This window comes from Nitrococcus sp., assembly GCF_059432795.1.
Genome location: NZ_JBXWZQ010000104.1, coordinates 1 through 13,717 on the forward strand (window position 1 = coordinate 1; position 13,717 = coordinate 13,717).

The window sequence follows — 13,717 nt, forward strand, 5'->3', positions numbered from 1 at the left end:
AGCACGATCAACCAATGCGTGGTGCTCACGGCGACACCTCAGAATTCCCAAAGCAATGACACGACATGCGGCAACCTGACCCTGACCTCACGCGGTCAGAAAGGCATCAGTGGAACAGGCAGTGTCGAGGACTGCTGGTAACGAATGCCGAACTCCTATAGAATGTGAACCAATACGCATATTCATGCCGGCGATCGAGCGGGCACACCCGCATTCGAAGGCTTGAATAAGCATTGTTCCAATCCCGCAGGCGTGATCGTCAAGGAGGACTCATGCGCGCCAATCGGGGCGTTACGCTCATCGAATTGCTCGCTGCCCTTAGCATTCTCGCGTTGCTGACCCTCGCCGCCTCACCCGCGCTGTTCCGCTGGATCCACGGCAACCGCCTCACCGCGGGCATCAATCGATTCCATCGCACTTTGGCACTGGCACGCAGCCAAGCCGTGGAGCACAGCGGTCATGTGGTCGTCTGCAAAAGCCGCGACGGGCATCGCTGTATTGCATCGGGAGGCTGGGAGCAGGGTTGGCTGGTCTTCCTCGACCCTCTCGGAGACGAGCAATGTCGAGACGGTGATGGTGACGGGCGTTGCGATCTCGACGATGGCGCGATCATCCGCTCGGCGCGAGGCTATGGGCCCGGCCTCACTCTGCGCGGCACCGGCAATACCGCAGACGCCATCGCCTTCAAAGGCAGCGGCTTTTCCGAAGGTTATCCAGGAACGCTCACGCTTTGCAATGATTCCGGCGCGGCACGCGCGCTGGTGCTCTCGATGCAGGGACGTGTCCGGCTTACCCACCCAGGCCAGGAGACTCTGCAATGCCCGCCTTGATCGCGGTTAGCCGACCCGTTGCGGGCGGCGCTGAATCGCGCGTTGCAAATCGCGCGGCAGTGAGAACACCACGTCTTCGGCGTGATGCCCGGGATCATGCTCGGGCCGCTCGACGCCCCACTCCACTAGTTGATCCACCACCCCACGGACCAGGATCTCCGGTGCGGACGCCCCGGCCGTGATGCCGATGACCTCCCGGCCCTCGAACCAGACCCGATCCAAATCCGCAGCCGTGTCGATCTGATACGCCGGCACACCGATGCGCTCGGCCAACTCGCGAAGGCGCCGGGTATTGGAGCTGTTGCCAGAGCCGACCACGATCATCACATCCACTTGCCGTGCCAAACCCATAACCGCATCCTGGCGATTCTGAGTCGCATAGCAGATATCGTCCCGAGTCGGCCCTTGGATCTCCGGGAAGCGCTCGCGCAAGGCGCTGACCACTCGGGCGGTATCGTCCATCGACAGCGTGGTCTGGCTGACATAGGCGAGATCATCGGCATTGCGGACCTCGAGTTGCGCGACGTCTTCCGGTCCCTGCACCAGATAGATCGCGCCGCGCTCGGACCCATTGCCCACATACTGACCGATCGTGCCCGCGACCTCGGGGTGCCCGTCATGGCCTATGAGGATAACTTCCCGGCCCTCGCGCGCGTGCTTTTGCACCTCGATGTGAACCTTGGTGACCAGCGGGCAAGTCGCATCGAATACGCGTAAACCGCGCTCCGCGGCCTCCGCCCGGACGGCCTTTGACACGCCGTGGGCGCTGAAGATCACCGTGCTGCCGTTGGGGACCTCGGCCAGTTCCTCGACGAACTGGGCACCTTTGCCCCGCAGGTCCTCGACGACGCTGCGGTTATGCACCACTTCGTGGCGCACGTAGATCGGTGCGCCGAACGCCTCTAGCGCCTTCTCCACGATGCTAATCGCCCGTTCGACTCCCGCGCAGAAGCCCCGCGGATTGGCAAGGAGAATTCTGGGCATAGTGCAACCAACTACTGTCAGTATGGACAGGGCAGTATCGCATGCCTGACCGTCAGACCCAACCCATATTCTGCCCCCGGCCGAACTCTTTTACCGGCCATCCCGCCGGCCGGTAGCGTCTCAGGTGCAGCGGCGCTCGAAGGCCATATGCAGGAGCAGCGCCACGACCCCCAGCGTGATCGCACTGTCGGCCACGTTGAAGGCCGGCCAATGCCAAGGGCCATAGTGCACATCAATGAAGTCGATCACATGACCATAGAACAAGCGATCGATCACGTTGCCGAGCGCGCCCCCGATAATCAGGCCGAGCGCCCCCGCCAACCAGCGCTCTCGCACCGGCAGCTCGGCGAGCCAATGCAGCAGAAACCCGCAGACCCCCACCGCCGCTGCAATGAAGAACCAGCGCTGCCAGCCCGATTGCGTGCTCAGGAAGCTGAATGCGGCGCCACGATTGTAGCTCAAGGTCAAACTGAACAGCCGCCCGAGCGGCATCGGCTGATAAGGGGCAAGCCAGGTTTGAGCGAGGATTTTGGTCGCCTGATCAAGCAAAATGACCAGCGCCGCCGTCAGGAGGCCGAAGCGCAACACCCGTGTTCTCCCCGATCAGGCAAACCGCCGCGCTTCCCCCGCCCCCGCCACGTTGCTGACGCAGCGGCCGCAGAGGTCGGGGTGCTCGCGGTCCATGCCCACGTCTTCGCGCCGTTGCCAGCAGCGCACGCACTTGACGTGCGTCGAGGGCGAGACCACCAGGGCGAGCTCGGTGCCGTCGTTCAGAGTCACCGCCACCGCCTCCGCCGGGCAGGCAGAGAACTCATGGACGCGGGCCTCGGAGGTGATCAGCAGGAAACGCAACTCGTCGCCCAACGCCTCCCACTCCTCCTTCAAGGCCGCAGAGCAGTAGATCTCGACCACGGCTTCCAGGCTCGCGCCAAGCACACTGGCGTTGCGCAACTCCTCGATGCGCTTGTTCACGGCTTCGCGAAGCGCCAAGAGCCGTGACCAAAAAGCCCGGTCGAAAGGCCCTTCGCTCAATGGCTGCAAACCCGCATACCATTCGGCGAGGAACACGGACGGCTCGCGCGGAGTCGGCATATGCTCCCAGATCTCCTCGGCGGTGAAACTCAGAATCGGCGCCAACCAGCGCGTCAGCGCCTCGGCGATATGGCGCATCGCCGTCTGGCAGGAGCGGCGCGCGAGACTCTCGGCCTGCGTCGTATACTGGCGGTCTTTGATGACATCCAGATAAAATCCGCCCATATCGAGCACGCAGAAATGGTGCACCCGCTGGTAAACCTGATGGAAATCGTACTCCGAATAGGCTTGCTGAACGCTCTGTTGAATCTGCCAGGCACGGTCCATGGCCCAGCGGTCCAGCACCAGCATCTGTTCGGGTGCCACGGCATGCCGCGCCGGATCGAAACCGGCCAAATTGCCGAGTAGAAAGCGCGCGGTATTGCGAATCCGACGATAGGCATCCGCCGTGCGTTTCAGAATCTCGTCGGACACCGCCATCTCGCCGCGATAGTCGGTGGAAGCGACCCAGAGCCGAAGCACGTCGGCTCCCAAGGTCTTCATGACGGTCTGCGGCGCCACCACATTGCCGCGCGATTTGGACATCTTGCGGCCCTGCTCGTCGACCGTGAAGCCATGCGTCAGAACCGCGCGATACGGCGGTGCGCCGCGCACCATCATCGAGGTCAACAGGGAGGACTGGAACCAGCCCCGGTACTGATCCGAGCCTTCGAGGTAGAGATCGGCCGGCTGGCCCAGCTCCTCGCGCCTTTCGAGCACGGTCGTGTGCGTGGTGCCCGAGTCGAACCACACATCGAGGATATCGGTCACCTTCTCATAGCGCTCCGCCTCGGCGCCGAGCAGCTCCGCGGGCTCCAGCTCGAACCAGGCATCGATGCCCTCGCGCTCGATGCGCTGCGCCAACGCCTCGATGAGCTGCGCCGTGCGCGGATGGGGCGCGCTGCTGTCGCGATCCACGAAAAGCGCGATCGGCACGCCCCAATTACGCTGGCGCGAGATACACCATTCCGGACGATTGCGCACCATGGCATCCATGCGTGCCTCACCCCACTGCGGGTACCAGCGAACCTGCGGCAAGGCGGCAAGCGTTCGCTCGCGCACGCCATGGGATTCGAGATTGAGGAACCACTGTGGCGTCGCGCGGAAGAGAATCGGCGTCTTGTGACGCCAGCAATGGGGGTAACTGTGTTCGTAGCGCTCGTGCTTGAGCAGCATGTCGCGTTTCACCAACAGCTCGATGATGGCCGTGTTGGCGTCGAATACGAGCTGACCGGCGAAAAGCGCCGTACCCGGCAAAAACCGCCCCGTGGCGTCGACGGGATTTTCCAGCGGCAGATCGTAGCGCTGCCCCGTGAGATAGTCGTCACTTCCGTGTCCGGGCGCGGTATGCACCGCGCCGGTGCCCGTGTCGGTGGTCACGTAATCGCCAAGCACCACCGGCACCACACGCTCGTAGAACGGGTGGCGCAATTGCAGGTATTCCAGCTCGGCCCCGCGACAGGTCCGACCGACGACCTCATAGGCGCCCACTTCATAACGCGCCAACGCCTGCTCGTGCAGCGCCGCGGCCAGCACCAGATACTCGCGGCCGCCCTCCACGGCGACCAGTAGATACTCGAGTTCCGGGTGCACGGTCACCGCCTGGTTCGCCGGCAACGTCCAGGGAGTCGTGGTCCAGATGACCACGGACAGCCGAGACGCGGCGTCGACGCGCACGCCGAAGCGCTCGGCGAAATCGGCACTGGCAACCGCCGGGAAACGAACGTCGACCGCTGGCGAGACGTGCGGTTCGTATTCCACCTCCGCTTCCGCCAGCGCCGAACCGCAGTCCATACACCAATGGACCGGCCGGTAGCCGCGTTTGAGGTGCCCCTTGGCGACGATATCGCCTAGGACACGCAGGATATCGGCCTCGGTCTGGAAGTCCATGGTGAGATAGGGATGGACCCAATCGCCCAGCACACCCAGACGTTCGAAATCTCGTCGCTGACCCTCGACCTGCGCCGCCGCAAAACGCCGACACGCCGCGCGAAACGCTTTCGGGGTAACCGTTTTACCGCGCTCCGCAAGTCCCTGCTCGACTTTGTGCTCGATCGGCAGACCATGGCAGTCCCATCCCGGGACATAGGGGACGTCCAGTCCATCTAGAACGCGACTTTTGACAATGATGTCCTTCAGGATCTTGTTGACCGCGTGACCGATATGAATCTCACCGTTCGCATACGGCGGGCCGTCGTGCAGGATGAAACGCTCGCGTCCCCGTCGGGCGTTGCGGATCCGATCGTAGAGGTTTTCGCGCCGCCACTGCTCCGCGCGTGCAGGCTCGCGCTGGGCGAGATTGGCACGCATCGGGAAGGCCGTTTTGGGGAGATTCAGCGTCTCTTTGTAGTCGGTCACAGTGTCTGCCTGCCGTTATACCTGATTACTGGCCTAGCCGGCGATCCGCTGCCTGAAATAGGCTTTAGCCTCTTCCACATCCCGTGCAATCTGCTCACTCAGCGCATCAAGAGAAACGAACCGGCGCTGACCGCGCAGCCGGCGAAGGAATTCGACCTCGATGTGCCGACCATAGAGATCACCCTTGAACTCCAGCAAGTGAACTTCCAACACGATCTGGCGACCGTCGACGCTGGGTCGGTCCCCGACGCTTGCCACCCCCACAGGAGCCCCGTCCACTCCCCGCACGTGGACGGTGAAAATCCCCTCGATCGGCGGCCGGCGACGATGCAGCGGAATATTGGCCGTGGGCCAACCCAGGCGGCGTCCCAGACGGTCACCGCGCGCCACGCGACCCGAGATTCGATACGTTCGCCCCAACAGATGGGCGGCCAGTTCCAGATTCCCCGCTTCGAGTGCCTCGCGCACTGCGGTACTGCTGACCCGGCCGCTGTCCAACGCTACCGTGGGCATTCGGGTGAGATCGAAGCCGTGATCCGTTGCCGCCCGCTCGAGCAACGTGTAGTCGCCCCGGCGTCCACGGCCGAACCGGAAGTCGTCACCCACCAGTAAAAACCGCACTCCCAGCCTAGCGACCAAAACTTCCCGAACGAACGCCTCGGCCTCCATGACCGCCAGGCGCGGACCGAATCTGAGGCACAGCACCCGCTCCACCCCGGCCTGCTCCAGCGCCAGGAGCTTGTCCCGCAAGCCGGTTATGCGCGCCGGCGCGGCCGCATCGGCAGCGAAATACTCCCGCGGGTGCGGTTCGAATGTCACCACCACCGCCGGCATGCCCCGCTCACCCGCTGCAACTTGTAACCGCTGCAGCACCGCCAAATGGCCCCGGTGCACGCCGTCGAAGTTGCCGATGGTTGCGGCGCACGCGCGATGGCGATCCCGAAGATTGTGGAGGCCGCGAATGAGCTCCATGCCAGGACGCTCCGGAAAATCTGAAATTATAAGGCACGCATGGACCTTGCAGCCATGCCGCCTTGCGCTGCCATGGGCGGTTCCCTAAGGCTCGAAAGACGCAGGCCCGTCAGGCGCAATGCCGCAAAATAGACGAGCGCACCCAGGGCGATGGCCGCGATCAGCATGAGCACACGTTGATAAATGCCGGCCTGCAGCCAAACCTCCGTGTGGCTTCCCGGCCAGTATAAAACCAACGCCATCACCAGTGTGGCGAGCACCGTCTGGCGCAGAAGCGCTCGCCATCCGGCCTTGGGTTGAAAAACGCCCCGGCGACGCAGCCCGCGATAGAGCAGAGCCGCATTCACCGTAGCCGCCACCGCCGTGGCGAAAGCAAGCCCGGCATGACCGAACGGCGTATCGATGAGCAACACCACCGAGGAGGTACTCAGGACCATATTCGTGATCAGTGCCGCTGACGCACACTTCACGGGGGTCAGCGTATCCTGGCGCGCGAAGTAACCGGGTGCGAGTATTTTCACCAGCACGAACCCGAGCAAGCCCAGCGCATAGGCAATGAGGCTCAGGCTGGCCAAGCGCACGTCCTCGGCCGTGAAAGCGCCGTATTGGAACAAAGTCGCAAGAATCGGCCCGGCAAGCAATGCCAATCCGACACTCGCCGGCACGATCAATACCAAAACCAGCCGCAACGCCCAGTCCAGGGTATGGCTGAACGACTGCGCCGATTGCTGGGCATGCTCTTGCGACAGACGGGGCAGAATGACGGTGCCCAGAGCCACGCCGAAGACTCCGAGCGGAAACTCCATCAGGCGGTCGGACCAGTACAGCCAGCTTATGCTCCCGGTCATCAGGAAAGACGCAAGAATCGTATCCACCAGCAGATTGATTTGCTGCACGGATGTCCCGAACAACGTCGGGCCCATCAACCGCAAAATGCGCTGCACGCCCGGGTCCGACCAGCGTGGCAATGCCACGCTGAGAAGCCGGCGGCGCGCGAGAAAGGGCAACTGCAAGAGCAGTTGCAGCCACCCGGCCACGAGCACGGCGATCGCGAGCGCGAGCACGCCCTGCTCGAGCCTGGGCGCCAGCCAAACGACCGCGGCAATTAGCGACAAATTGAGCAGCACCGGGGCGATGGCCGGCGGGCCGAAGGAGCCATAGGTATTCAAGACGGCGCCGGCACAGGCTGTCAGCGAGATTAGTGCCAGATACGGGAAAGTCAGCCGCAGCATCTGCACTGCGAGTTCAAAGCGCTCGGCGTCTTCGCCGAAGCCGGGCGCGAAGAGCGTCACCACCCACGGTGCCCCGAGCACTCCAAGCGCGGTGATCAGGATTACACACACGCCGAGAGTGCTGGCGGTTCGTGCCACCAGGCGGCGCACCTCCGCGTGGCTGCGCTGAGCGCGGTACTCGGCCAGCACCGGCACAAAAGCCTGCGAGAACGCGCCTTCGGCAAAGAGCCGGCGCATGAAGTTGGGGATCTTGAAGGCAACGAAGAAGGCATCCGTTGCCGCCGAGGGTCCGAAGGTTACGCCGATGACGACATCGCGTACCAACCCCAGCGTCCGCGAGAGGAAGGTCAAGGAACCGAAAGTGGCGACCGATCGTAGCGATCCCTTGCCCACACCGTGCTCCAACCGAAAGCGGCCGTCCCTCGCTGCTTGGTCACGCGGGCGGCACCCACGGATAGCGCGGCGCCGCAGACCAGCCGGCGCGGCCATCCCTTGTTGACACAAGCCGGTTAGACTAGCATATTATCCCGCTTTGCAGTGCCCAGGCCCCAGAAAGGAGAGCAACCTTGGCCAATACCGCCACCGCTAAGAAGCGTGCCCGTCAGGCCGTACGGCGCCGCCAGGCCAATCAGTCGCAGCGCTCGATGATGCGCACCTCCGTGAAGCGGGTCATCCGCGCCATCGAGACGGGTGATCCGAACAAAGCCGAGGACGCTTTTCGTCAGGCGGTGCCGATCGTCGATCGGATGGTCGGCAAGGGCCTGATCCACAGGAACAAGGCCGCCCGGCAGAAGAGCCGCCTGAATAAGCACATTCGCGCTCTGCAGGGCTAGCACGGGCGCGTTGCCGGTGCGGCTACGCCGCCGCGTCCGTGAGCACCAGGTTGTCGCGGTGTATGAGTTCCGGCTCATCCACGTAGCCGAGCAACTCCTCGATCCGCCGCGACGACTGAGCCTGAATAATCGCCGCCTCCTGCGCGCCATAGTTGACTAGCCCGCGCGCAATCTCCCGCCCATCCGGAGCAACGCAGAGCACCACGTCGCCGCGTGAGAAATGACCTTCGACCCGAGTCACGCCGACCGGCAACAAGCTGCGGCCCGCTTCGCGGAGCACCTTTACCGCGCCGGCATCCAACCAGATACGCCCGCGTACCTGAAGCTGATTGGCGAGCCACCGCTTGCGCGCCACCAGGCGCTCGCAGGCCGGCTGCAGCAGTGTACCCAGTGACTCGCCACTATACAGCCGGGGCAGCACGTCCGCCTCGTGCCCAGAGGTGATCACTGTTGCGGCACCTGAGCGAGCCGCGCGCGCCGCCGCAAGCACTTTTGCGCGCATCCCACCGCTGCCCAGCACTCCCGGCGCTTCTGAGCACATCGACAGCAGACTCGGATCACCCGCGTTGGCCTCGCCGATCAAGCGGGCCTGCGGGTTGCAACGCGGGTCGGCGTCGTACAACCCGGCCTGATCGGTAAGAATCACCAACAGGTCCGCTTCCAACAGATTGGTTACGAGCGCGGCCAATGTGTCGTTGTCACCGAAGCGAATCTCATGGGTGGCGACCGTGTCGTTTTCGTTCACCACGGGGATAACTCCCAGATCGAGCAGTGCTCGCAATGTCGTGCGGGCATTGAGATAACGCTGGCGATCGGCGAGGTCCTCGTGGGTTAAGAGAATCTGCGCGGTATGGCGCCCGTAATGCTGAAAACCGCGTTCGTAGGCCTCTACCAGCCCCATCTGGCCAACGGCGGCCGCAACCTGCTGTTGATAGAGCTCGCGCGGCCGCCGCACCCAGCCCAGACGTTGCATGCCTTCGGCCACCGCACCGGAGGAGACGAGCACCACTCGAACTCCGAGCTTCTGCAACGCGACGATCTGTTCTACCCAACTTTGAATGCGGTTGCGCTCCAGCCCACGGCCTTCATTGGTAACGAGCGCGCTGCCGACCTTGACGACCCATTGGCGTGCGCCACTCAGCCCCTCCGGCCGGCTCATCGCAGTGCTTCCCCTACGGAGGCGTTCGCGGCGCGAGCCTGCAGATGGGCCATGATGCGTTGGCAAAGGAAGGCGCAGCCTTCACCGGTTCTGGCGGAGACCCAGAATACCTCGCCCTCCCAGCCCAAACGATGCACCAGGCGCTCGTGGATGCGGTGATGCTCCGCCGCCGGGATCTGGTCGAGCTTATTGAACACCAGCCAGCGCTCGCGCTTCGACAAATCGGTGCTGAACTGAGCAAGCTCTTGCTCGATCACCCGCACATCCTCCACAGGACCTTCATCCGGCGGGCAGGCCCGGGCGACATCGACCAGATGCAACAGCAGCCGTGTGCGGCTGAGGTGTTTGAGAAATCGCGTTCCCAGCCCCGCTCCGCCGGCTGCGCCCCGGATCAGCCCCGGGATGTCGGCCACCACGAAGCTGCGGCTCGACTCCACGCGAACCACGCCGAGGTGCGGATGCAACGTCGTGAACGGATAATCGGCCACCCGGGGGCGGGCAGCCGAGATTGCGCGCAGTAACGTTGATTTGCCGGCGTTGGGCAATCCCAGAAGCCCGACATCGGCCAACACCTTGAGCTCCAGGCGCAGGGTCAGACGCTCACCGGGCGTCCCCGCGGTGGCACGGCGCGGAGCCCGGTTCGTGGGCCGCTTGAAGTGACAGTTGCCCAGCCCGCCACGCCCGCCGCGGGCCACCAGCAGGCGCTGCGCATCGCGAATCAGATCGCCCAGGCATTCGCCCGTTTCCTCGGCCGTTACCATGGTGCCGATCGGCACCGGCACCATGAGGTCGGCGCCGCTGCGTCCGCTCATCTGACGCCCTTTCCCGGACTCCCCCGCTGCGGCCACGAACCGCCTTTTGTGCCGGAAATCCACGAGGGTGTTCAGGCCCTCGGTGGCCTCGAGATAGATGCTGCCGCCGCGCCCGCCATCCCCGCCGTCCGGGCCGCCGCGAGGGATATACTTCTCGCGCCGGAAGCTCGCACAACCGTTCCCGCCGTCTCCGGCATGCACATGAATGGTTGCTTCATCGACAAACTTCATCGCTCGTTAGCCCGTCACTCCGCGCGCGGATGGAGCCATCGCTACTTCGCACGCCCTGGCATACGCCGGCCGGGCACCCGATACGGACACACCCGCTTGGCTACAGCATACGGCATGGGCGCACCTGCTGGCCGGCTATCACCATAAAAAAAGCCCCGTGCGACAACGGGGCTTGTCCCGAACCGGTCACTCCCTCGGCTCAGTCGGCGGGTTGCACGCTCACGAAACAACGTTTGTACGGGCCCCTGCGCTTGAACATCACTTGGCCATCGACCTTGGCATACAGCGTGTGATCGTGACCGAGCCCGACGTTTTCTCCCGGATGGAAGCTGGTCCCGCGTTGGCGAACCAGTATATTGCCCGCATGCACGCTCTGCCCGCCGAAGCGCTTGACTCCAAGTCGCTTGGAGTGCGAATCGCGCCCGTTGCGTGTACTGCCGCCTGCCTTCTTGTGCGCCATGGTCCGGATTTCCTCAGCTGTACGTTAACTGGCTGCGCTCGCCGTAATGCCGGTGATCTTTACCTCGGTATAGTGCTGGCGGTGACCGTGGCAGCGATTATAGTGCTTGCGACGCTTGAATTTGCGCACCTCGATTTTACGGTTTCGCCCCTGCGCGATCACCTCGGCGCTGACACGCCCGCCCTCGACCAGCGGCGCGCCGATCTGAACATCGCTGCCATCGGCTATCATCAGCACCTGATCGAAATCGATAGCGCTACCCTGCTCCACATCGAGTTTCTCGACGCGCAGCGTATCGCCCTCGCTGACGCGGTACTGCTTACCACCCGTCTTGATGACGGCGTACATGAGCACTCTCCCCTTGCCTCGACCCGCGGCCGCGTAAAGCGTGATAATGTAGCGATATACGCGCAGAGCGTCAATTAATTACGGCCTCAGCTTGACACCCTGGCGCCCCCCCAATAGCATTCCAGCCCGGCGCCACGCAGCACGCCTAAGGAGCCCTGCTCCCTATGGACCTCGACCCGATCCGGGCACTCGTAGCAAATGACATCGAGGCCGTCAATCAGCTCATTCTAGAGCGGCTGAGCTCGGACGTTGCCCTCATCAACCGTTTGGGCAGCTACATCATCAATAGCGGCGGCAAACGGTTGCGCCCATTGGTCGTGCTGCTCGCCGCGCGCGCGTGCGGCTGCCGCGGGCAAAAACACATATTGCTTGCGGCTATCGTCGAGATGATCCATACGGCCACGCTTCTTCACGACGACGTGGTAGACGAGTCCGACATGCGCCGGGGCCGGGAAACGGCACGCCAGGTCTGGGGCAACGGCGCGAGTGTCCTGGTGGGAGATTTCCTCTACACGCGCGCCTTCGAAATGATGGTGGAGCTGCAGCGTACGGCGGTGATGGAAATCTTCTCACGTGCCACCAATACCATCGCCGAGGGCGAGGTTCTGCAGCTGCTCAACATCCATGACCCCAACGTCACGGAGGAGCGCTATCAGGACGTCATTTTTCGCAAGACGGCGGCGCTATTCGAGGCCGGGTGTCGGCTCGCCGCCTTGCTCGGCGAGCGCTCGGTAGCGGACCAAATGGCCATGGCGGCCTACGGCCGGCATTTGGGGACGGCATTTCAGCTGGTTGACGACGCGCTCGATTACGATGGCAACGTCGAGGAGATCGGGAAAAACATCGGCGACGACCTGGCCGAGGGCAAGCCGACCATGCCCTTTATCTATGCCATGCGCAACGGCGATCCACAGACTCGCGAACTGATGCGTCTGGCCATACAGCAAGGCGGGCAGGAGCAAATCGAGGCCGTGCGCGCGGCGATTGAAAATACGGGGGCCATTACCTACACTTATCGGCTCGCCAACGCGGAGGCGGATCGTGCCGTGGCAATGCTCAATCACCTGGAAGGTGGGGCTTACCGTGACGCGCTCAAGGCGTTGGTCGAGTTCGCTCTCAATCGCAGATACTGACCGGGGTGTAGCTCAGCTTGGTAGAGCACTGTCTTCGGGAGGCAGGAGTCGCTGGTTCAAATCCAGTCACCCCGACCAAAATTATCGGGTTAGGCCAAAAACCTGGCCCTTTTTCCTTATCCAATGCCGGGGAGATCCCGGGACTGCACCAGCCTGAAGGCGCGCGCCACGCTCTCACCCGCGGCCCCGCAGCGCATGATATCTCGCGAAGGCACCACGCCCTGGAGCCTTACGAATCCTGCCCTGCCCAATGGCCGCTCAGAGCGATCCGCACCGCTCGAGGTCACTACGCAGCAACCAACTCGCTTCGAGAGGCTCACACCATAGATCACAGGCCGCCGCAGGCCTCGCCCCGCCGAGATAAGCGTGTCGCTTCCACCGTCTCGCCGGAACTCGATCCGGCACCCCGCATTCTAATTGAATAACGTCATCGGCCGCCGCGCGACATCCGAGCTCGACCTCGGCATATTCAGGGGAGACGGTATGTTTTTCGAACGGATCAAGACGCCCGGGATCGCTCAGGTCACCTACATCCTCGCCGACGATGGCCTCGCCGCGATCGTGGATCCCGGCCGCGATATCGAACGCTATGAATCCATCCTGCGGGCCAACGGCCTCGGCCTGCGCTGGATCCTGGAAACGCACCGCCAGGAAGATTTCGAGATGGGCGGGGCGATGTTGCGCAAGCGGTGGGGTGCAGAAATCGTGGCCTGCGATCATGAAATAATGGCCCATGCTGACAAGCCTCTACGCGACGGTGATGAGATACGACTCAACGGAAAAATCGTGATCCGTGCTTTGCACACGCCGGGACATACGCCTGAAAGCATGTCCTACGCGGTAACTCTCGCTGAAGCGCCGACGCGCCCGTGGGGCGTTTTTACGGGCGACACTTTGTTTATCGGCGATACCGGGCGAACCGATCTTCCCGATGTAGACAAAACCGCGGAGAACGCGGGCCTGCTATACGATTGCGTTCACGAGAAGATTCTGCCGCTCGGCGATCAGGCGTTCGTGTTCCCGGCACATGGCGCCGGCTCGGCTTGTGGCGGCAATGTGGCGGACCGCGACGATTCCACGCTCGGGCTCGAAAAGACCAGCAACGCAGTAGCGGTTAAAAGCCGTGAGGAATTCATCCGTCACAAGTGCGCCGAACGGCTCGCACGCCCCCCCTACTTCAGGCTGATGGAAGAGGTCAACCTCCAAGCCGGCCGCCCCTTCGAGGACCTGCCGGTGCCGTGGCTTTCGCCGCAAGAATTTGCCCGGCGAAGCGCCAACGGCACCCTGATCGACA

The 13,717-nt window shown here is 63.4% G+C and carries 13 protein-coding genes and 1 tRNA gene; 5 read left to right on the top strand and 9 right to left on the bottom strand.

The window, feature by feature from the left end:
- The first annotated feature begins 272 nt into the window (after positions 1–272).
- Entirely contained in the window at positions 273–830 is a 558-nt protein-coding gene (locus tag AC52Q4_RS07780) for a GspH/FimT family protein (protein WP_495536232.1), read from the top strand.
- 6 nt (positions 831–836) lie between these two features.
- Here AC52Q4_RS07780 and ispH read toward each other — a convergent pair whose 3' ends face one another.
- From ispH to murJ, 5 genes are all read right to left on the bottom strand, one after another.
- Positions 837–1,814, bottom strand: coding sequence for a 4-hydroxy-3-methylbut-2-enyl diphosphate reductase (gene ispH, locus AC52Q4_RS07785; RefSeq protein ID WP_495536233.1), 978 nt, complete (start codon positions 1,812–1,814; stop codon positions 837–839).
- A 120-nt stretch (positions 1,815–1,934) separates the two neighbouring features.
- Positions 1,935–2,402 (bottom strand): signal peptidase II, encoded by a 468-nt coding sequence (gene lspA, locus AC52Q4_RS07790; RefSeq protein ID WP_495536234.1) that lies wholly within the window; start codon positions 2,400–2,402, stop codon positions 1,935–1,937.
- A gap of 15 nt (positions 2,403–2,417) precedes the next feature.
- The gene (gene ileS / locus AC52Q4_RS07795) at positions 2,418–5,243 is read right to left on the bottom strand and encodes an isoleucine--tRNA ligase (protein WP_495536235.1); all 2,826 of its coding nucleotides are present in this window, start codon (positions 5,241–5,243) and stop codon (positions 2,418–2,420) included.
- A gap of 33 nt (positions 5,244–5,276) precedes the next feature.
- On the bottom strand, positions 5,277–6,215 hold the full coding sequence (gene ribF / locus AC52Q4_RS07800; RefSeq protein WP_495536236.1) for a bifunctional riboflavin kinase/FAD synthetase: 939 nt from the start codon (positions 6,213–6,215) through the stop codon (positions 5,277–5,279).
- Between the two features lie 26 nt (positions 6,216–6,241).
- Positions 6,242–7,840 carry a murein biosynthesis integral membrane protein MurJ gene (gene murJ / locus AC52Q4_RS07805; RefSeq protein WP_495536237.1) on the bottom strand — a complete coding sequence of 533 codons (1,599 nt, stop codon included), beginning with the start codon at positions 7,838–7,840 and terminating at the stop codon, positions 6,242–6,244.
- Between the two features lie 173 nt (positions 7,841–8,013).
- On the opposite strand from murJ, the gene rpsT reads away from it, so the two are divergent.
- Entirely contained in the window at positions 8,014–8,280 is a 267-nt protein-coding gene (rpsT, locus tag AC52Q4_RS07810; protein ID WP_495536238.1) for a 30S ribosomal protein S20, read from the top strand.
- A gap of 22 nt (positions 8,281–8,302) precedes the next feature.
- Here rpsT and proB read toward each other — a convergent pair whose 3' ends face one another.
- The 4 genes from proB to rplU all read right to left on the bottom strand — a co-directional run bounded on the left by proB (position 8,303) and on the right by rplU (position 11,290).
- The gene (gene proB, locus AC52Q4_RS07815; protein WP_495536239.1) at positions 8,303–9,439 is read right to left on the bottom strand and encodes a glutamate 5-kinase; all 1,137 of its coding nucleotides are present in this window, start codon (positions 9,437–9,439) and stop codon (positions 8,303–8,305) included.
- Positions 9,436–10,482, bottom strand: a complete 1,047-nt coding sequence (gene cgtA / locus AC52Q4_RS07820) for an Obg family GTPase CgtA (RefSeq protein WP_495536240.1) — start codon at positions 10,480–10,482, stop codon at positions 9,436–9,438. The genes proB and cgtA overlap by 4 nt, the downstream gene beginning before the upstream one ends.
- Before the next feature lie 199 nt (positions 10,483–10,681).
- Positions 10,682–10,942, bottom strand: a complete 261-nt coding sequence (gene rpmA, locus AC52Q4_RS07825; protein ID WP_495536241.1) for a 50S ribosomal protein L27 — start codon at positions 10,940–10,942, stop codon at positions 10,682–10,684.
- A 24-nt stretch (positions 10,943–10,966) separates the two neighbouring features.
- Positions 10,967–11,290 (bottom strand): 50S ribosomal protein L21, encoded by a 324-nt coding sequence (rplU, locus tag AC52Q4_RS07830; protein WP_495536242.1) that lies wholly within the window; start codon positions 11,288–11,290, stop codon positions 10,967–10,969.
- A 164-nt stretch (positions 11,291–11,454) separates the two neighbouring features.
- Here rplU and AC52Q4_RS07835 point away from each other — a divergent pair, with 164 nt between their 5' ends.
- The 3 genes from AC52Q4_RS07835 to AC52Q4_RS07845 form a co-directional block, all read left to right on the top strand.
- A complete protein-coding gene (locus AC52Q4_RS07835; RefSeq protein ID WP_495536243.1) occupies positions 11,455–12,423 on the top strand; it encodes a polyprenyl synthetase family protein in 969 nt (322 codons plus the stop codon).
- Position 12,424: 1 nt separating this feature from the next.
- Positions 12,425–12,501, top strand: a tRNA-Pro gene (locus tag AC52Q4_RS07840).
- A 405-nt stretch (positions 12,502–12,906) separates the two neighbouring features.
- The coding region (locus tag AC52Q4_RS07845; protein WP_495536244.1) for an MBL fold metallo-hydrolase at positions 12,907–13,717 on the top strand (811 nt) is incomplete at its 3' end.

Coding starts and splice junctions, on each gene's coding strand:
- ispH (WP_495536233.1), bottom strand. CDS start 1,814: ATGCCCAGAATTCTCCTTGCCAATCCGCGGGGCTTCTGCGCGGGAGTC.
- rplU (WP_495536242.1), bottom strand. CDS start 11,290: ATGTACGCCGTCATCAAGACGGGTGGTAAGCAGTACCGCGTCAGCGAG.
- proB (WP_495536239.1), bottom strand. CDS start 9,439: ATGAGCCGGCCGGAGGGGCTGAGTGGCGCACGCCAATGGGTCGTCAAG.
- AC52Q4_RS07780 (WP_495536232.1), top strand. CDS start 273: ATGCGCGCCAATCGGGGCGTTACGCTCATCGAATTGCTCGCTGCCCTT.
- rpmA (WP_495536241.1), bottom strand. CDS start 10,942: ATGGCGCACAAGAAGGCAGGCGGCAGTACACGCAACGGGCGCGATTCG.
- cgtA (WP_495536240.1), bottom strand. CDS start 10,482: ATGAAGTTTGTCGATGAAGCAACCATTCATGTGCATGCCGGAGACGGC.
- ribF (WP_495536236.1), bottom strand. CDS start 6,215: ATGGAGCTCATTCGCGGCCTCCACAATCTTCGGGATCGCCATCGCGCG.
- AC52Q4_RS07835 (WP_495536243.1), top strand. CDS start 11,455: ATGGACCTCGACCCGATCCGGGCACTCGTAGCAAATGACATCGAGGCC.